The organism is Selenomonas sp. oral taxon 126 (assembly GCF_001683335.1).
Taxonomy (GTDB): domain Bacteria; phylum Bacillota; class Negativicutes; order Selenomonadales; family Selenomonadaceae; genus Centipeda.
In genome coordinates this window covers 2,270,953-2,288,998 of the sequence record NZ_CP016201.1, presented here as the reverse complement: position 1 = coordinate 2,288,998, position 18,046 = coordinate 2,270,953, and the positions used below count along the sequence as shown (strand labels likewise).

Here is an 18,046-nt window from a genome sequence, read left to right as displayed (position 1 = left end):
TCCCCCGCTGCGGCAGGGGAGGCTTCTGCATTACGGCATATGAGCCTCCCCCGTTGCAGACCTGTCCAAGAAGCAAGTCCGAAAGGACGCAGCTGATTGGGCAACAGGTCGTATGGGAAAACGTCCCAAGAACACAAGCGTTAGCGAAGTGTGATTGGTTGACGTTGACCGCTCGACACGGGGGAGGGGGACCGCTTGCGGTGGAAGGGGCGCCTGTGGCTTGTGCGCGTTTCTAACGATAGATAACCTCTACCGCTCAAGGCGCCCCTTCCGTCACGCTGCGCGTGCCACCTCCCCCGCTGTGGCAGGGGAGGCTTTTGGATTACGGTATATTAGCTTCCCCCGTCGAAACGGGGGAAGTGGCGAGCTTGCGAGCCGATAGGGGCGCTCCGAGAGGTTCTACCACACTTTACCGACCATAAACCAGAGGCGGTTCTTTGCCTGTGCCTCCGTGCTCGCGTTCCGCGCAAGTCCGATGCGCCGCGCCCAGTCGAGCCGCACGAAGTAGTCGCCGGGGCGGCTGTAGCTGACGCCAATGCCCCATCCGCTGAGTGTCGTACCGCCGTCCGCACCGTCGTGCGCGTACACCACATGTCCCGTGTCATAGTAGGTGCTAAGATCCAGATGCGGCACGCCCGTCCGATAGACGAGCTCCGCGCTCGCGAGATAGCCGCTGTCGCCCGAGCCCTCGCCCTGCGGGTAGGCGCGCACGCCGTTTGCCCCGCCGAGGTAGATCTCCTCGGAGCTGTCGAGGTTGTCCCCCGCTGCCTGCATCTGTGTCTTGAGGTTCAGATGCCACCGAGCCCCAAGTTCCTGCCGCACGCCGAGATTCAGCACGCCCTTGGTGAAGCTGCCCTCCGTGCCGGCGCGCCGCATCTGCAATGCCGCCATCCGCGAGTCTGATGCAATCGTCCCGTGGTATGCCGTGAGGTCATAGGTGAGATGGGTGCGCGGGCGGTTCATCTCGCCGCGCACGCCGAGACGGGCGGTGTTGCTGTGCTTTTCGAGGGTCATGCCGACATTCTTGTATTCATCCTCGAGTTTGCGATAGTCCCATCCGTAGGTGAGGCTCAGGCTGTCTCTGCTCGTGCGCAGGAGCGGTGTTGTACCGAAGAAACTGATGGTGTCGGCTTGTCCTGTCGCACCGAGACGGCGAAATGCGCCCGAGAGCTCGTAGTTCATGCGGCTGACACCGAATCCGAACACGGTGCCGTCCACGCCGACGGGGCGGGTATAGGTGAGGCTATAGTTCCTCAGATCCTCGTTTGAGATCATCGCACCGAGGCTCAGACGGTCGCCACTCTTCGTGAGGTTCGAGAGTCCAACCTGCGCGCCGTAGCGGTAGCGTCCCGAGGTCTTGCTCCCGTAGTTCTCGCTGTAGAGGACGAAGCTCTGCCGCCGCCCGTCCTTCACGCGGATGGTGAGGTCGCTCGTACCGAACGCCGCGCCCGGCGAGAGCAGCCCCGCCGCCTCCACGCCGCTGAGGGCGGCGATGTTATAGAGTGCCTTCTCCAGGCGGCGCCCCTCGATGGGCGCGCCCGTGTGGAGCGCGTGCGCGAGGCGGCGAATCTGTCCGTCGTCCACGGCGGCGCTGTTTTCGATGTTAATATTCCCGTAGCGTCCTGCAAGGATGCGGATCCGGAGTGCACCGTCCGCATTCGTCTGCGGCGGGAGGTAGGCGGCGGCTGCGGGATAGCCGTGGCTGCGCGCGTAGGCGGTGAGGTCACCGAGGAGCGTGTTCAGCTCCGTCTCGGAGATGGTGCGCTCCGTGTAAGATGCCGCTTTGCCCTTCAGCTCGTCCGCATTCAGCTGCGTGCCGTCCTGCGTGATGTCGATGCGCGCGAGGCGGAATGACGCGCTGCCCGCTGTGCCCTCCGTCACGGGCAGACTGCTCTCAAGCGCGTCCTTTGGCGTAACCGCTCCGATCTGCCCCGCATCAGGCTGCGGCAGATTCGTCGCGGCGAACGCGGCGGACGGCAGGAGGAACGCGGCAGCGAGCGGCAGTGCGCAACGCAGGCAGGCTCGATGAATACGACGTGCTTTTCTTTTCATTTGAACAATCTCCCAGCAATCAGCAAATAAAAATTTTTTTCATAATAACAATTTTATTGATTTATAGCAATAAGATTGCAGAAAGTGATGATATCATACACGAAAGCGATGTGTTTCATAGAGGAGCAAAACACATATACGTGAGGGAATTGTAATGGGGACGCTTTGGTAACATAAAAGACCACCGCATATCGAACGATGCAGCGGTCTTCTTGTCCAAAAATCTTCTTCACACGTCCATACTACTTGGCAGGCGCGTCCTGCAGCGCCAGAATCTCCGCGCGCGTCAAGCCGCTCGACTGCTCGATCACCTCGATGGGGACATTCAGCGTGAACAGAGAACGCACCATGTCGAGCATCCTGCGCTGTCCCTCAAGAAGTCCTGCTTCCCGTCCCTCGGCACGACCCTCTTCCATTTTCTTCTCTCCAAATTTCTCCATCAATTCGCACATGGCATTGACCCCCTCTGCTTCTGCCTTAAAGTAATCGGCACGCTCAGCAAGTTCCTTATAATTCATCTGCTTTGGATTCTCGCAAAAGAAATCCTGCATAAGCCTCCCGAGAGGTGTATCGTCACGGTTCGCTCCGTTGACGTAAAGGATATGCGCCCCATCGTCAAATGGTCGCTGAAGCTCCGCTACAATCCGCTCTACATGATACAGCGGGAAACCTGCTCTATAGATGTCGTTCTCCGTGATAAAGATCACCCATGTTTCCGGAAGTTCGGAGAATGCTGCCCCCTTTGCCAGTTCCCGCGAATCCATCATGCTGCTGTTGTACCGCGCTCGGCGAGGAACGGCACCTTCATTTGCACGTTGGACTTCACAATCGTAAAGTTTCCCCTCGCTGTCCTCCGCCAATACGTCAAAGCGTACGCCACGCCCATAGAGGTTGTCCGCACTCTGCTGTGTAACAACGTGTTTGACAACGAGGTCGTCCCGTCCAAAGAAGATACGCAGTAGGAGCTGCATTCCTTCAGCATAGTTGTCAAAGCACACGTTGAAGAACGTATCGTCAATCAGACGGAATTTTTGAATCAGTACACCATATTCCGCAGGAACGTCTTTCTTAATAATTCTCACCGCGTCGATATCCTCCTCATTTCCTTCTGCTATCATAGTATGCACTACGGCGAATATTGTCAAGGTGGAAAATTTCGGCGGTGGCTTGCAGAAAGTGATGATATCATACACAAAAGCGATGTGTTTCATAGAGAAACAAACTGTGATTCGAGTTCAGTGGGTGCCAAAACGGAGACCTATTCCACTTTACAAAAAAAGGTATTTCATGTAAACTAAACAGACATATTAAAGTAGATACTCTATCTCCGCAGTTGGGGAAGCTGCCCGCTCGGGTTGGGTGCGGAGATAAGCGAGAATTGGACAAGGGGGAAAAGATGTTACGACTTCCTGTCTCAAAACTGAAGGATGGCATGGTACTTGGGCAGAGTCTGTTCAATACCGCAGGGGGAAGCTATCTCGTCAAGGGTCAGCCGGTTACAATTGACTATATTCGCAGACTACACCAGCTCGGCATCCAGTCGGTCACTGTGACCTCCATGGATCCAAGCCACAAGTTCGCACCGCCGCCCGATGTGATCGAGGAAAAGACGCGCGTCAATGCAATCAGCACTGTCTACAATACATTTCAGTCCATTGAGGAAAACGGAACTTTGGATGTCGCGTCGCTGCAAAAGGTGACGGATTCCATCGTCTTCGATCTGTTTGACAATCATGACAACCTCGTCCAGCTCACGGACATTCGCGCTCATGATGCCTATACCTTTGCACACAGCGTCAACGTAGCAGTTCTCTCGGCAATGATGGGGATGCTCTGCCATCTCCCGAAGGAGGAACTGTCCATCATCACGCTCGGCGGGCTTCTGCACGACCTCGGCAAGATCGATGTGCATACGGACATCCTCAACAAGAACCGCAGCCTGACCAAGAGTGAGTTCGACATTATGAAGAAGCATCCCGCCGACGGCGCGCGTCGTATCCTGAAGATAAAGGATCTGCCAAAGGCGAGTATCCTCGCCGCGATTGCAGGACAGCACCACGAGCATATCGACGGGACGGGCTACCCGCGCGGCATCACGGGCGAGGAGATGCACCGCTACGCGAAGATTGCGGCGATCGCAGATGTCTACGACGCCCTCACGAGCGAGCGCCCCTACAAGAAGGCGTATATGCCGAATATCGCCTACAATATCATGCACAATATCAACAAGGGGCAGTTTGACCCGAGGCTGCTCGATACGTTCTTCAACAATGTTGCCCTCTATCCCGAGGGTGCCGTGCTCAAGACCACATTCGGCTTCGCCGTGGTGAAGGAGAGCAAGTTCGGGCGCACAACGACGCCCGTCATCATTCTCTTTGCCGATACGAACGGGAAGCTGCTCGATCAGCGCACGGTGATCGACCTCTCCGAGGAGAAGGACGGTGCCGCGTCGATTCAGGTTGTCCCGACGGGCAATGATCTCTATCACTTTATCCATGAACTCGGCGTCGATCCCTCCTCCTATCTCGAGGAAGAACGTGAGAAGGACAAGGCGGCAGGCATTGTCTCCTCGGGTGTGTCTGCACCGCCGAGGATGCCCATGAGATCAAGCTAATATAAAAGGCAAAAAATGACCTGACTCCCAAAAGTTAGACTTGTATAATCTAACTTTTGGGGGTCAGGTCATTTCAATATCATTTCTATGAAAGTTGAATCCCATGCTCCTCCGCCATCTTGCGAATGACTGCCTCCGGCAGTTCTGCCATCTGCGCCACCGTTGCAACCGGCGTTCCTGCACGAAGGAAATTCATCGCTATCTGCGCAATTCCGAGCTGTCTTCCCTCAGCCCGTCCTTCACTTCGCCCTTGTTTTACGCCCTCTAATCTCCCTCTTTTCCACGAGCCTTCCATATCGCTTACATAGTCATGCTCGTACTTCTCGCGCAGTTCATACTTCCGGCGCTGACCCGCGTCCCGCATAAACGCCTCAATTCTGTCCCATGCGGTGTTGATTGCTGCATCGCTCATTGCTATCGCCTCCATTTCCTCATCGCTTAGCTCATTTCGGATAAACGCCATCCACTTATCCAGTGTCCGCATACGCCGTATGTCCTGCCGTGTCACCTTTGGCAACTCTAAAAAATGTATCTCGATGTCATAGCGCATTAAAGTCCCGCGTACGCATGACCGAATCCTTTCTGTATCATGAGGAATCACTAAATTCCTTATCTTCATTATAAGGAATTCCTTCCCTTCGGTCAAACAAAAAACTGCTATGTTCTTTTCTCCAATATCTTTGCCGCCATCTCCTCCACCGTCATGCAGTCCGCGACGGGATAGCCCGCTGCGTCGAGCCGCTGTCCGAGCTGCAGGAGATGCGGCGCTGCAAGTGCGGCGCGCGCAAGGAGTTCGTCCTGACGAAAGAGCTCCTGTGGCGTCCCCTCGCCGATCACCTGACCGCCCGCGAGGATGACCATGGTATCTGCCACGCGCAGGATGTCCTCCATGCTGTGCGATACGAGTACAATGCTGACGCCGCGCTCCCTGTGCAGCATCGTGAGCATGGAGAGCAGTGCCTCGCGTCCACGCGGGTCGAGTCCCGCCGCCGGCTCGTCGAGCACGAGGTAGCGCGGAGCGAGTGCAAGCACGCCCGCAATCGCGACGCGTCTGCGCTCGCCGCCCGAGAGCGCGAATGGGGAGCGGTCACGATATGCCTCGGGCAGATGGACGAGCTCCATCGCCTCGCGCACGCGCGTCTCGACCTCGGTGTCCGTCAGCCCCTGATTGCGCGGACCAAAGGCGATGTCCTCATAGACTGTCTCCTCGAAGAGCTGGTGCTCGGGATACTGAAAGACCATGCCGACGCGAAAGCGCGCCGTGCGCGCCGCCTCTTTTTCCGCCTTGCTCTTGCCGTAGAGGCTCACGCCATCGACGCGCACCGCCCCCGCCGTCGGCGTGAGGAGTCCGCCGATGAGCTGCATGAGCGTGGATTTGCCCGCGCCTGTCTCGCCCGCAATCGCCGTAAATGCGCCCTCCCTGAGCGTCAGTGTGACATCGTGCAGCGCAGTGTGCGAAAGCGGCGTGTCCTCCATATAGGTGTAGGAAAGTGATTCTATCTCGATAGACAATGCAGCAGCTCCTCATCCGTGACAATATCCTGCGGGAGTTCCCACCCGCCGTGCCTGAGACGCGCGGCGAGGTCGGCGGCAAGCGGTACGTCCAGCCCGAGCGCGCGCACCCGCTCCGTCTGCGAGAAGATCTCGCGCGGCGTGCCGTCCATGACGACCTGCCCCGCCTCCATCAGGACGATGCGGTCAGCCGCAATCGCCTCTTCCATAAAATGCGTGATGTAGACGATTGTCATGCCCTGCTCGTCGTGCAGCTTCTCTACGGCGCTCAGCACCTCCGACCTGCCGCGCGGGTCGAGCATCGCTGTCGGCTCATCGAGCACGAGCGCGTGCGTCTGCATCGCAATCGCGCCCGCAATGGCGATGCGCTGCTTCTGCCCGCCCGAGAGGAGATGGGGCGCAGCCTGTGCATAGCGCTCCATGCCGACGAGCGCGAGTGCGTCCGCAACGCGCCGCCGTATCTCTGCGGGCGGCACGCCGAGGTTCTCGGGGCCGAAGGCGACATCATCCGCGACAATCGCCGCAATGAGCTGATTGTCGGGGTTCTGGAACACCATGCTGACCTCTTGGCGGATGTCCCAACGCAGTGCCTCATCGCGCGTATCCATGCCGCGCACACGGCAGTGCCCATCGCTCGGGAGGAGAAGTGCGTTCAGATGGCGCGCAAGGGTCGATTTGCCCGAGCCGTTTGCCCCGAGCACCGCGACGAACTCCCCCGCGCCGATGGAGAGGGTGACGCCGCGCAGCGCCTCGTGTCCCTTGCCCTCTCCGCTCCGGTAGACGTGGGTGACATGATCCAGTTCAAAAAATATCTCTGCCATAGTTCTCTCTAATTCTTCATGCGTGTTTTGAGGTGTACGCGGAATGTCGTGCCCTTGCCCGGCTCGCTTTCGACCGCAATCGTCCCGCCGTGCGCCTCGACAATCTCGCGCGCAATGGCAAGCCCCAGTCCGTTGCCGCCCATGCGGCGCGAGCGCGCCTTGTCCACGCGGTAGAAGCGGTCAAAGATGCGCTCCTGATCCTCGGGCGCAATGCCGATGCCCGTGTCGGCAACGGAGAGCTGAACGCCCCCCTTTTCCTCCTGTACGGAGACGGTAATGCGTCCATGCTCGGGCGTGTATTTGACCGCGTTATCGACGAGGATCAGGATGAGCTGACGGATCTTCTGCTCGTCCGCATTGATCTCCGCGCGCTTCGGCAGCTCCTCGGCGATGACGATGTCCTTTTTCTCGGCAAAGGGGCGCATGATGCGCACGGTCTGCTGTGCGGCGGCGACGAGATCCATGCGCACGGGCTTCAGCTGGTTCGCACTGCCGTCCGTGCGCGCAACGGTGAGGAGATCGCTGACGAGCTTTGTCATCTTCTTCACCTCGTCGCGCACGTCCTCGATGACCTGCTTCAGAAACGGCGACTTGATCGACGGGTCGGTCAGCAGGAGATCCGCCGAGGCGAGTACGACGGCGAGCGGTGTGCGCAGCTCGTGCGAGGCATCGGCGGCGAACTGGCGCTGACGCTCGTACGCCTCGCGCACGGGCTTCATCGCACCGCCCGAAAGCACGTAGCCGACCGCTGCTGCGCAGATTAGCGCGAGTCCCCCGAGTACGGCAAGCGCCCATGTCGCCTTTTCCATGCCGTTATACATGGCTGTGACATCCTTGCCGACGTAGACCGTCTGGACGGGCAACGGCGGGCTGAATACGGTCTGCGCCGTCATCATGACCTTGGTCGGGGCGCCGCGCTCGTTCGTCTTCGTAAAGACGCGCACCTCCCGCTCGGGCGCATCCCATACGCCCACGATGTCGAGCACAAAGGACTCGATGCGGTACGAGGCGCGCGAGAAGCTGACGAGCCGTCCCTGACCGTCGAACACGTAGTAGAAGAGGCGGTCGTTCGTGCTGCGATAGAGCTGCGTCTCGTCTGTGTCCGTGTCTGCATTGAGGAGTGCGTACGCCTGTGACTCGGAGACGCTGTCCGCCGTATCGAGGAGCTCGCGCGCCTGCTCGGAGGTGATCGCCCACTCCATCGTTTTGTGCATGGCAAAGAGGAGGACGATGACCAGTCCTCCCATGACAAGCGCATAGCGGAGCATGAGCCGCAGGCGGCTGCGCCCGAATACGTTCTGCTCGTTCAATGCGGCGTCTCCAATTTGTACCCGACGCCGCGAATCGTCTTGATCGCCGTGCCCTCCCCTGCTGCGTCGAGTTTCTTGCGCAGCATTTTCATATAGGAGTCGATATTGTTCGAGCTGACATCTGCCTCGAGTCCCCAGATGCGGTCGAGGATGATGTCGCGCGGCACGACGATGCCAATGTTCTGTGCGAGCAGGTCGAACAGCTGGAACTCGCGCGGCGAGAGCTGGATCACCTTGCCGTTCTTCTCGAGAATATTCGCCGTGCGGTTCAGCTTGAAGCCGCCGATCTCATCCACCTCGTGCTGAATCCGCTGTGTCGTGCGGCGCCCGAGGGCGCGCAGACGTGCAAGCAGCTCGGAGAACTCGAACGGCTTGACGAGGTAGTCGTCCGCGCCCGCGTCCAGACCCGTCACGCGATCCTCCACGGAATCACGCGCCGTCAGCATGAGTATCGCGCGGTCATATCCGTTGCGGCGCAGACGCTCGCACGCCTCGACGCCCGTCTCGCCCGGCATCATCCAGTCGAGGATCAGGATGTCGTACTCCGTATAGGTCGCATACTCGTAGATATCGCTGCCGTCCGTGACCCACTCGACCGTGATGTCGTTCTGTTCGAGCATATATTGAATGAGCTTTCCGAGGCGCAGGTCGTCCTCTGCCAAAAGCACGCGCATAGTATCATCTCCCTATTGAAAATTATAGGAAAACGGAGTGAAAGATAGCTGAAAAACCTCGATTCTTATTCGGGAAAAGCGCCTCGTCCGCCGTGATGCCATAGCGCGTGAGGAGGATTGTCTCTGCCTTCATGTGGATGATCTCGCTGTCGACGATCACGCCGTCCATGTCGTAGATAAACGCCTTCATTTAATTTCGCCTCCTATTTATGATCCGCTGCAATCATGCGGTAGAAAACAAGGGTGCCCAGTCCGTATCCCGTCAGCATGATGAGCCCCATCGGGATTGCCGTATGATCGCCCGCGATGCCGACGACGGGCATCATGCACGCGCCGAGCAGCATGGAGAAACAGCCGATGAGTGCCGAGGCGCTGCCCGCATTCTTTCCCTGCCGCGAGAGTGCAAGCGAGAAGCTCGCCGCCCCCATCACGGACAGGGGAACGACCGTCAGGAAGAGCAGGACGAGAATCACGGCAAGCGGTGCGGCGAAATAGAAGCCGAGGAGGAGCAGCGCGCTCCCCACGAACGGCACGAGCACGGCGTATTTCAGCATGATGATGTCCGGCACACGCCCCGCAAGGCGCGCGGGCAGAACGCCCGCGAGCAGGAGTCCCGCGCCGATCACGGCAAAGATCATGCTGTAGACCTGCGGCGAGACCGCATAGATGTTCTGAAAGACAAAGGAAGAGCCCGAGAGATACGAGAAGAACGCGCCGAAAACGAAGCACTGCAGGAGGCAATGCCCAAGGAAGTAACGATCGCGCAGGAGCGCGGGAAACTTCTTCAGCGAATCCGTCATATTCACACTCCACTTCTCCTTCGGCAGAGTCTCCTGATAGATGAGGGTCGCCCCCGCGAGGAGGACGCCGATGAGCGTGAGCAGGACGAAGGTTGCGCGCCAGTCAGCAAACAGGAGAATCTGCCCGCCAATGACGGGCGCGATGATGGGTGCAAAGCCGTTCACCATCATGAGCACGGCAAAGAAGCGCGTCAGCTCCGCGCCCTCGCAGACATCACGCGCAATCGCCCGCGCGATCACAATGCCGCTCGCGCCTGCAAAGCCCGCGCAGAAGCGAAAGAAGAGGAAGAGATAGATGTCCTCGGCGAGCACGCAGCCGAGCGTTGCGCCGATGAAGACGAGCATTCCGATGAAGAGCGGAATGCGCCGCCCGTGAAGATCGCTCAGGGGTCCCGCGAGAATCTGCCCGATCGCCATGCCGAGCGTTGTCATTGTCAGCGTCATCTGAATGAGCGAGGTGGATACTGCAAAATCTGCCTGCACCTCGGGCAGCGCGGGCAGATACATATCGGTCGAGAGCGGCGCAATCGCCGTCATCATGCCGAGAAAGATCGTCAGCCACAGGCGCGTACGCGCGTTTATTGCCATATTGTCCCCTCTTTTTTCAGGTTCCACCCTGCATTTCGCGGCAGGTCTCTGCATCCGCAGGATTTCCCTTTTTCCCGCGCTTCATCAGCCACGCCTTGACCGTCTCCCAGATTGCCGTTGCAATCACGATGCCCGCCGCAATCGAGACGGCGTAGAGGAAGGTCTTGATGCCCTGTGTGCCGAACCTCTCCCAGTCTGCCGCAACGGCGTAGAACATCGTGCGGTAGAGAGAGCCGCCGGGCACCATGGCGATGACGCCGATGATGAGGAAGATGGTCGCGGGGCTTTTGTAGAAACGCGCGAGAATCTCCGCCGCAATCGTCGCAAAGACCGCACCTGCAAAATAGCCCGCAAACTCGTTCCAGTCCATTGCGACGAACAGCATGGTAAAGCCCCACGCTCCCGTGCAGACGACCGCCCCCATGCCGGCGTCCTTGATGTGCCCGTGCCAGAGCAGGTGGAAGCAGAAGCCGCCGACAAACGAGGTCAGCAGATACACCCACCATGTCGTTTCAAAGGCGATGAGCGTCCCCGTCGCACTGAACGCAAAGCCCGTCGCAATGAGCAGACTCAGGATGAACGCCTCCGCGCTCTTGATGAGCCCCGAGATCGTCTCCTGACTGAACATGTCGCGAATCGAATTCATCAGCGCCAGCCCCGGAATCACGGGCATGATGTTGCCCATGTTGATTGCTGCGGGATGGATGTCCATGCCGACCCACATAAAGGAGTTTGCGAGGATACCGCCGATAAAGCTGAGCAGGACGAGCGCAAAGTACGCATTCAGCTTCGTCTGCCCGAGCAGATACTGCACGAGGCGCAGGAGCACGCCGACGATGCCCGCACAGACGGCATCCTCGAACCGTCCGCCGAAGAAGGCGGAGAAGCTCGCGGCAATCAGTGCCCAATAGAAAAGCGACGCCTTGAGGGAGATCGTCTCCATCGTATCGATCTCGCGAATGCGCGCCTTGATCTCGTCCGAGGTCATCGGGTGTGCGCAGATCTCGCGCGAGAGCTGATTCAGCGCCTTGAGCCGCTGAAAGTCAAAGTCCTGCCCCGGTACGCGCCGCATCTGCGTGAGGACGCCGATGTCGCTGCTGCGCAGCGTCACAATGATGCTGGACGTAATGACCATCACGTCCACATGGCGCACGCCATACGCGCGGCAGATGAAGTTGATCGTGCGCTCCACGCGGCTGACCTCCGCGCCCGTGACGAGCATGCGCTGCCCGATGTCGATGGCGCGCTCGAGAATGTTGTTGATGTTGATTCGTGCTGCTTCGTTTATCATAATGAACATAGTTATAGCATGACTTGGCGGTCTTGTCACGTCTTTCGCGGAAAATATTGTCATTCCATGAAAAAAGCAGCCGATAGACGGCTGCTTGATAAATTAGACTTGACTTGCCTTTTTCTTCTCGCGTTCATTGACAATATAGTTGTAGATCAGAACGAAGATCAGGAGGCCACCCCAGATGATCTGGCGGTAGAAGTTCGATATGCTCTCATACATATTCAGCCAGCTGGAAATCATCTGCACGATCAGCACGGCAACGATGACGCCCTTCATATTGCCCTTGCCGCCGTAGGGATCAATGCCGCCGAGCACCGCGATCAGGATCGCCTCCATCAGATAGGATGCGCCGTAGTCCGCCTTTGCGGAGTTGAACCGCCCCAGCATGATGAGACCTGCCGCCGCACTCAGAACGCCGCTGATCATATAGTTGGCGAGATAGAGCCGCATATTGTTGAACCCCGAGAATGCGGATGCCTTCACGCTCGTACCGAGCATGCGGAGCCTGTATCCGAGCGTCGTCCGCTCCATCACGTAGGCGGCGGCGATGGCGAACACCGTGAAGATGATAAACGGCATCGGAATGCCGAGCGTATTTGCAGACATGGCGGCGGCAATCTGAGGCGGCAGACCGCCGAGGGTGCTCCCGTTCGTCAGAACGATTGCCGTGCCCATGAAAAGCGCCTGTGTGCCGAGCGTCGCGAGGATCGGCGTGATGCCGACGGCGCCGATGAGGAATCCGTTCAGCGCTCCGCAGAGCATACCAAAGAGCAATGCGCCGAGGAATGCCAGAAGAATGATCGCGGCTGCTGTTCCCTCGGGCGTCTCTGCCGTTATCAGGAGGGGCAGCGCCTTTGCCACGAGTACGGCGGAGAGATTTGCCACGGCGACAACGCTGAGATCGATGCCGGCGGTATAGAGGGTAAATGCCATCGCAATCGCGAGCAGTCCGAACTCGGGGAACTGCTTCCCCATGGACTGAAAATTCGATACGCTGAGGAAGAGCGATCCTTTTAGGACAGCGCAGAACGCAAAGACGACGAGGAATACGATGAGCATCCGCATGAGATTCTTATCTCTGCGGAACATCTGTCGAATCGCTTCCATCACTGCTTCCCTCCCTCTTCATCGGACACCTGCACCGTGAGTCGGCGTGTGTTGCGCCGCATCTGCAGTGCCGATACCGCCGTTCCGATGATGATCACAGCGCCTGTAAAGACCTTCTGCCACGTCGTCGAAATGTCGAGGAGGATCAGGCTGTTGTCCATGACGGTCAGGAGCGCCATGCCCAACAGCGCGCCCCATACGGTGCCCTTGCCGCCCTCCATGCGGACGCCGCCCAGCACGCACGCAGCAATCACAGTCAATTCAATCCCCTCAAGGTTGTTCGGGTGAACCGCCAGCAGCATGGTGGAGCGGAGGACGCCGATGAGCCCCGCCATACATCCGGAGAACGCATAGATGAACACGATCGTCCGAAAGACTTGGAAGCCCGCGCGCTGTGCCGCCTTGACATCACCGCCGATTGCATAGATGCCGCGCCCGAGCATCGTGCGGTTCAGAATGAACCATCCCAAGAAAATCAAGAGCAGCATGAGGACGATTCCGACGGGCATATCCGAGGTCAGCCCGGAGACGGGATTTGTAACGGAAAACAGCTTCATCTGTCCCAGTTCGTAAAGGGGGGCACAGAGCGGATATTCCCGTGATTTGAACACGCCCTGCATAATGCCGAAGCAGATGCTGCTCGTACCGAGCGTGACGATCAGCGCCGGAAAGCGGAACCGTGCGATGATGAAACCGTTGACAAGCCCCACGGCAAGACCGATGAGCATTGCCGCCGCAAAGAAGAGCGCGGGATTATCCGTCACCTGATCCATACGCGAGCAGACAATGAACATCGACATGGACGCGATTGCCGGAAAGGATACATCCACACCGCCCGTGATGATGACAAACATCTCGCCGATACAGAACATGGCGGGAACCGAAAACGCCCGCAGCAGATCCACCGCATTATTTCCGGTAAAGAACTGGCCGCTCTTCATCTGTATGACAGCGCAGAGAAAGAGCAGAACCAGTCCCACGTAGAACTCTGTTGAGGTAAAAATTCTCTTTTTCATGCGACGTTCCCTCCCTCGTGGGCAAGCTCGGCGAGCGTGCTCTCTTCAAGGCCGTCTGTGGACAGGGAGGCAACCAGACGCCCCTGTCGCATGACCATGACCCTGTTGCAGTTGGTCAGGATCTCCGGCAGATCGTCCGAGATGATCAGAACCGTAAGCCCCTCCCGCGCGAGTCTGCGGACGCGCTCGTATATATCGAATTTCGCGCCGATATCCACACCGACGGTCGGGCCGTTGAGTATGAGCACGTTCAGATCCAGCGCAAGCCACTTGGCAAGTACGCATTTCTGCTGATTGCCGCCCGAAAGCGTGCCAACCTGATCCTCGACATCGTGCAGGGCGATCGACAGCTCCTTTTCCCAATAACGTGCCATCTCCTCAATCCTGCGCCGATCAACAGCACCGAATACATTGGCGTATTCGCTCCATTTTTCCGCAGAGATGTTGTCTGCGATCGGTTGACTGAGAAACAGCCCCTCCGTCACGCGGTCGGGCGGCAGGTAGCCAATGCCGTTTTCGATCGCGTCGCGGATGCAGGTGATCTCGACATTGCTGCCGTTGATCCGTATCTCACCGCTCTGCGCCCGATGACAGCCGAAGAGTGCCTCGGCAAGTTCCGTGCGGCCGGAGCCTAAAAGGCCTGTGATGCCTACGATCTCGCCCTTTTTCAAGGAAAAGCTCACGTTTTTGAAGCCGTTTTCGAGACACAGATCCCTGATCTCCAGAACTGTCGGCGCATCCTCCACGTCATAGGAGAAGCGCTGCGTGACGATCTCACGCCCCGTCATATAGTAGGTGAACTTGTCCTGATTCAGCTCCTTTGTGCTGCCCTCTGCCACATTCCGCCCGCTACGGAAGATGGTGAACCGCTCCGCGATCTCGAATACCTCGTCCAGTTTGTGCGAAACGAAGAGAACAGCGATGCCGCGCGACTGCAGCTCCCGAATGAGGCGAAAGAGGGTATCCACTTCCTTCTTCGTCAGTCCGGTGGTCGGCTCATCCATGATGATGAGGCGCGCGTCGTTGAGCAGCGCCCGACTGATTGCAATCATCTGCCGCATCCCAAAGGTGAGGTTCTCCACGAGCTCATCCAGATCAAGCGTCAGATTGATTTTCGAGAGCGCTGCAAGCGCAGTCTCCCTCATGCGGGCTCTGTTCACGAATGTACGCCCCGCCGCGACCTCCATGTTCAGCGCCAGATTCTCCTGCACCGTCAGATTCGGAAAAAGGGACAGATCCTGATAAATGACCTGAATACCGCTCGTAATCGCCGTCTGCGGAGTCATTCGGTCAAATGATTGCCCGTCGATTTCGAGCGTGCCGGCATCCGGCGTATAAAATCCTGAGATAATATTGATGATGGTTGACTTTCCGCAGCCATTCTCCCCTGCGAGGCAGTGAATTTCTCCCTTTCGTATCGAGAGGTTCACGCCGTCAAGCGCCTTGACGCCGCCGAAGTATTTCTTAATACCCACTGCCCTCAAAATATAGTCAGACAAATTCTGCTCCTCCTCCCGGCATACAGCAAAAGCGCAGAAGCCCGCCATGGACTGCCGCGCTTTTGCCGGGGCATCCTATTGATCAGAAATTATAGTTATCTACGTTATCCTTATTGATTGCAATCCAGCCCGCACCCATGAAGAGACGCGGATTCTCCGGGCTGACTTGGAGTTTGTTATAGGATTTCAGACCGAGATCCATGCCGTCCTGCGGGGTCTTGCCCTCAAGGATCTGACGCGCGAGCACGCACATTGCATAGCCTGCCTCTGCGGGGTCCCACAGCGTGATGTAGGAGAGTGAGCCGTCCTTGATCAGTGTGCGGCACTCATTCGGCATACCCGTTCCCACGACAAAGACTTTGCCCTTGAGTCCAAGCTCGTTGATTGCGCGCGCAACGCCCGGCGTGTCCATGGAGCTGGTGCCGACGAAGCCCGTGACCTCCGGATGCGCCTTGATGACCTCTTTGGCGACCTGATACGCCTTTTCGGAGTTGTTCTCAGACTCGACGCGCTTCGGGTTGTCCAGCAGCTTTACATCGGGGTACTTTGCCATCTGCTGCGCAACCGCGCCGTTTGCCCACTCGTTCTGAGAGGCGTTGGTCAGATGCGCGACCATCGTGGTGTAGATGCCCTTGCCGCCCATCGCCTCCTGCAGCTTGTCCATGATGAACGCACCGTACCCGGCGTTGTTGAACGCCTCGAGATCATAGTCTGCGTTCTTACAGGTCGAGCCCTCGTGCGTGATGACTAGAATGCCCTTGTCGCGCGCCTCCTTCAACACGGGATCGCACGCCGCAGGATCGACCGGAACGACGCACAGCGCGTTGATGTCCTGATTGATGACGTCCTGGATGACCTGCACCTGCTGTGCCGCATCGGTCGCCGCAGGCCCCTTCTGGTAGGCGTTGATGCCCGTATCGGCGGCGAACTGCTTTACGCCGTCCTCCATACGGGCGAACCAGCCGTTGGACGAGTCCTTGACGACGACGGCGATCTTCCAGTCCTTCTTCTCTCCCTTCGTCGCGACATCCGTTGTCTCAACGACGCGCGCCGCAGTCGCCTTGTCCGTCGATGCGGTCTGCTTTGCATCGTCTCCGCACCCGGCGAAGGACAGGCAGCAGGTCACTCCGAGCGCCACTGCCAAGAGCTTCTTCTTCATGTTCATGATAAAATCCTCCTCGCTTTATTCACAGAAAAATGCGAAGATCGCATTTCCCTACATAACACCCTTTTGCAGGATCACGCAGCCGTAAGGCTGACGCTCTCCTGTCGAGATCGTTACAAAAGCAGTCTTTGCCTTATCATAGAAGCTAAAGCGGTCAATGAATCCAACGCAGCTCTCGCCTTCGGGCACATTGTCCTTCACTGCGGCAATAAAGTCGTCCCAGACCTTCGGACGGCCGATCTTCTCGCGCATCTCCTCCATCACGTCCATGATCAGGACAGGATGCTTTTCATACTCCGTATCGAGCGGCATGAGCTTCAGAATGCCGTCCAGCATCTCCGCCGCGCCGATGCCGTCGGCATTGATGGTAATGCCATTCTTCGCCATCGACACGGCAGGATAGAAATCGTCCGCGATCACGACGAGATCGCCGTGTCCCATATCCGCCAGTGCCTTCAAAAGGTCAGGGCTGATACATTTTGGAATGCCTTTTAACATAATGATTTCCTCCAATTCGGTATCCGCTCATAGATGCGAAAGAAAAAAATACACTTGATTTGACTACTCAATGTTGCGGTGGCGCGCTTCCATTGTTTCATGCGTCTCATGGAGGCGCTCCGTCAGGAGCATTGCGAGAATATCAAAGAGCAGAAACAAATGCTGCTCGAACAGATTTCCCATGGGCTGTGCTGATGCAACGGTACGCGGGTCTTTCCCCTTGTAAACCATCGCCGGCACAAAAAGGCAGGCATCGGCTTCGGACGGCGTTCTCTCCTCGGGCGAGCCTGTAATGATAAGCCGGCGGGCACCGGTTTCTTTTGCTCGGTCCAACAGATAATCGATATGACCAATACAGCCGGAGCCATTGACCGCAAGGAAAAGGTCACCGGATTTCATCCCGGGCGTCGTATCGTCCCAGAGCCAATGAACCTCTTTGCCGAGATGTACGAGCCGCATGGCGAATCCGCGTGCGGCAATGCCCTCCCGCCCGGCGCCCGTGACGAAGACGCGCGCGGCAGATGCAATTTCCTGCATAGCAGTCTCCAGAGCCTCTGTATCCTGTGCCGCAAAAACCTTTTCGTGCTCAAGAAGCATCGTGCGATAAAGCGCCTCATAGCCGTTCATCTTCATGATTCTCCTCTCCACTTCTCAGAACCGCGTAAAACAAGCCTGGTCGGCAAAAAGATTTCGTGACGGCCGGGTTCTGCCGCAGCTTTCCCCTCTGCCGCCTCGATGCGACGCGTGAGCAGGTGAATCGCATCCCGGCCCATGCGATAGACATCGCGATCCACGACGCTGAGACAGATCCCGCCATAATAGAGCATCTCGATTTCATCGAAGCCGATCATAGAAACGTCCTCACCGAGCCTTAGTCCATGCTCTCTGAAATAGCGCAGACAGCCCAGCGCCGTCATGTTGTTCGCTGCAAATACGGCGGTCGGCGGCTCGTCCTGCTCCATGATCTCGTGCATGGCGGCGTAGGCGCGCTCCTGATGGAAGTCGCCTTGTGCGGCATATCGCGGGTCAGGCTGCAAATTCCACTTGGAAAAGGCCGCCAAATATCCGAGCCAGCGTTCATTGCCGGGACGGGAGT

At 58.0% G+C, this 18,046-nt stretch carries 18 protein-coding genes; 1 reads left to right on the top strand and 17 read right to left on the bottom strand.

The annotated features are described in order from the left end of the window. Positions 1-399 precede the first annotated feature (399 nt). On the bottom strand, positions 400-2,052 hold the full coding sequence (locus AXF19_RS10455) for a ShlB/FhaC/HecB family hemolysin secretion/activation protein (RefSeq protein WP_066848530.1): 1,653 nt from the start codon (positions 2,050-2,052) through the stop codon (positions 400-402). 242 nt (positions 2,053-2,294) lie between these two features. Next, on the bottom strand, positions 2,295-3,134 hold the full coding sequence (locus AXF19_RS10450; RefSeq protein ID WP_066848527.1) for an Rpn family recombination-promoting nuclease/putative transposase: 840 nt from the start codon (positions 3,132-3,134) through the stop codon (positions 2,295-2,297). 314 nt (positions 3,135-3,448) lie between these two features. Between AXF19_RS10450 and AXF19_RS10445 the strand changes: the two genes are divergently transcribed. Further along, the gene (locus AXF19_RS10445; RefSeq protein WP_066848525.1) at positions 3,449-4,666 is read left to right on the top strand and encodes an HD-GYP domain-containing protein; all 1,218 of its coding nucleotides are present in this window, start codon (positions 3,449-3,451) and stop codon (positions 4,664-4,666) included. 85 nt (positions 4,667-4,751) lie between these two features. Here AXF19_RS10445 and AXF19_RS10440 read toward each other — a convergent pair whose 3' ends face one another. The 15 genes from AXF19_RS10440 to AXF19_RS15540 all read right to left on the bottom strand — a co-directional run. After that, entirely contained in the window at positions 4,752-5,216 is a 465-nt protein-coding gene (locus AXF19_RS10440; RefSeq protein WP_237141748.1) for an Rpn family recombination-promoting nuclease/putative transposase, read from the bottom strand. A gap of 107 nt (positions 5,217-5,323) precedes the next feature. Beyond that, positions 5,324-6,178, bottom strand: coding sequence for an energy-coupling factor transporter ATPase (locus AXF19_RS10435; RefSeq protein ID WP_066848514.1), 855 nt, complete (start codon positions 6,176-6,178; stop codon positions 5,324-5,326). Continuing rightward, the gene (locus AXF19_RS10430) at positions 6,163-6,999 is read right to left on the bottom strand and encodes an energy-coupling factor transporter ATPase (protein ID WP_066848511.1); all 837 of its coding nucleotides are present in this window, start codon (positions 6,997-6,999) and stop codon (positions 6,163-6,165) included. Before AXF19_RS10430 ends, AXF19_RS10435 begins: the two co-directional genes overlap by 16 nt. 8 nt (positions 7,000-7,007) lie before the next feature. Continuing rightward, positions 7,008-8,309, bottom strand: a complete 1,302-nt coding sequence (locus tag AXF19_RS10425; protein WP_066848508.1) for a sensor histidine kinase — start codon at positions 8,307-8,309, stop codon at positions 7,008-7,010. Further along, positions 8,306-8,983 carry a response regulator transcription factor gene (locus AXF19_RS10420; RefSeq protein WP_066848506.1) on the bottom strand — a complete coding sequence of 226 codons (678 nt, stop codon included), beginning with the start codon at positions 8,981-8,983 and terminating at the stop codon, positions 8,306-8,308. Before AXF19_RS10420 ends, AXF19_RS10425 begins: the two co-directional genes overlap by 4 nt. A gap of 22 nt (positions 8,984-9,005) precedes the next feature. Beyond that, the gene (locus AXF19_RS14395) at positions 9,006-9,173 is read right to left on the bottom strand and encodes a hypothetical protein (RefSeq protein ID WP_237141594.1); all 168 of its coding nucleotides are present in this window, start codon (positions 9,171-9,173) and stop codon (positions 9,006-9,008) included. 13 nt (positions 9,174-9,186) lie between these two features. Next, the gene (locus AXF19_RS10415; protein ID WP_066848505.1) at positions 9,187-10,371 is read right to left on the bottom strand and encodes a multidrug effflux MFS transporter; all 1,185 of its coding nucleotides are present in this window, start codon (positions 10,369-10,371) and stop codon (positions 9,187-9,189) included. Between the two features lie 16 nt (positions 10,372-10,387). Then, complete coding sequence (locus tag AXF19_RS10410; protein WP_066848503.1) at positions 10,388-11,671, bottom strand: threonine/serine ThrE exporter family protein; 1,284 nt, start codon at positions 11,669-11,671, stop codon at positions 10,388-10,390. A gap of 93 nt (positions 11,672-11,764) precedes the next feature. After that, positions 11,765-12,772, bottom strand: a complete 1,008-nt coding sequence (locus tag AXF19_RS10405; protein WP_066848500.1) for an ABC transporter permease — start codon at positions 12,770-12,772, stop codon at positions 11,765-11,767. Further along, positions 12,772-13,788, bottom strand: coding sequence for an ABC transporter permease (locus tag AXF19_RS10400; RefSeq protein ID WP_066848498.1), 1,017 nt, complete (start codon positions 13,786-13,788; stop codon positions 12,772-12,774). Before AXF19_RS10400 ends, AXF19_RS10405 begins: the two co-directional genes overlap by 1 nt. After that, on the bottom strand, positions 13,785-15,287 hold the full coding sequence (locus tag AXF19_RS10395) for a sugar ABC transporter ATP-binding protein (protein ID WP_066848495.1): 1,503 nt from the start codon (positions 15,285-15,287) through the stop codon (positions 13,785-13,787). Before AXF19_RS10395 ends, AXF19_RS10400 begins: the two co-directional genes overlap by 4 nt. Positions 15,288-15,369: 82 nt before the next feature. Beyond that, positions 15,370-16,452: an autoinducer 2 ABC transporter substrate-binding protein gene (locus tag AXF19_RS10390; RefSeq protein WP_066848492.1), complete on the bottom strand. Its 1,083-nt coding sequence runs from the start codon at positions 16,450-16,452 to the stop codon at positions 15,370-15,372. Positions 16,453-16,503: 51 nt separating this feature from the next. Next, positions 16,504-16,950 (bottom strand): RbsD/FucU family protein, encoded by a 447-nt coding sequence (locus tag AXF19_RS10385; RefSeq protein ID WP_066848490.1) that lies wholly within the window; start codon positions 16,948-16,950, stop codon positions 16,504-16,506. A gap of 63 nt (positions 16,951-17,013) precedes the next feature. Then, on the bottom strand, positions 17,014-17,577 hold the full coding sequence (locus tag AXF19_RS10380) for an SIS domain-containing protein (RefSeq protein WP_066850223.1): 564 nt from the start codon (positions 17,575-17,577) through the stop codon (positions 17,014-17,016). Between the two features lie 2 nt (positions 17,578-17,579). Further along, the coding region (locus tag AXF19_RS15540; RefSeq protein WP_237141592.1) for a substrate-binding domain-containing protein at positions 17,580-18,046 on the bottom strand (467 nt) is incomplete at its 5' end.

Bases quoted from the DNA above. Each gene is read 5' to 3' on its own strand.
- AXF19_RS10455 (WP_066848530.1), bottom strand. From the start codon at position 2,052: ATGAAAAGAAAAGCACGTCGTATTCATCGAGCCTGCCTGCGTTGCGCA.
- AXF19_RS10445 (WP_066848525.1), top strand. From the start codon at position 3,449: ATGTTACGACTTCCTGTCTCAAAACTGAAGGATGGCATGGTACTTGGG.
- AXF19_RS10440 (WP_237141748.1), bottom strand. From the start codon at position 5,216: ATGCGCTATGACATCGAGATACATTTTTTAGAGTTGCCAAAGGTGACA.
- AXF19_RS10430 (WP_066848511.1), bottom strand. From the start codon at position 6,999: ATGGCAGAGATATTTTTTGAACTGGATCATGTCACCCACGTCTACCGG.
- AXF19_RS10420 (WP_066848506.1), bottom strand. From the start codon at position 8,983: ATGCGCGTGCTTTTGGCAGAGGACGACCTGCGCCTCGGAAAGCTCATT.
- AXF19_RS14395 (WP_237141594.1), bottom strand. From the start codon at position 9,173: ATGAAGGCGTTTATCTACGACATGGACGGCGTGATCGTCGACAGCGAG.
- AXF19_RS10415 (WP_066848505.1), bottom strand. From the start codon at position 10,371: ATGGCAATAAACGCGCGTACGCGCCTGTGGCTGACGATCTTTCTCGGC.
- AXF19_RS10410 (WP_066848503.1), bottom strand. From the start codon at position 11,671: ATGTTCATTATGATAAACGAAGCAGCACGAATCAACATCAACAACATT.
- AXF19_RS10405 (WP_066848500.1), bottom strand. From the start codon at position 12,772: ATGGAAGCGATTCGACAGATGTTCCGCAGAGATAAGAATCTCATGCGG.
- AXF19_RS10400 (WP_066848498.1), bottom strand. From the start codon at position 13,788: ATGAAAAAGAGAATTTTTACCTCAACAGAGTTCTACGTGGGACTGGTT.
- AXF19_RS10390 (WP_066848492.1), bottom strand. From the start codon at position 16,452: ATGAACATGAAGAAGAAGCTCTTGGCAGTGGCGCTCGGAGTGACCTGC.
- AXF19_RS10385 (WP_066848490.1), bottom strand. From the start codon at position 16,950: ATGTTAAAAGGCATTCCAAAATGTATCAGCCCTGACCTTTTGAAGGCA.
- AXF19_RS10380 (WP_066850223.1), bottom strand. From the start codon at position 17,577: ATGAACGGCTATGAGGCGCTTTATCGCACGATGCTTCTTGAGCACGAA.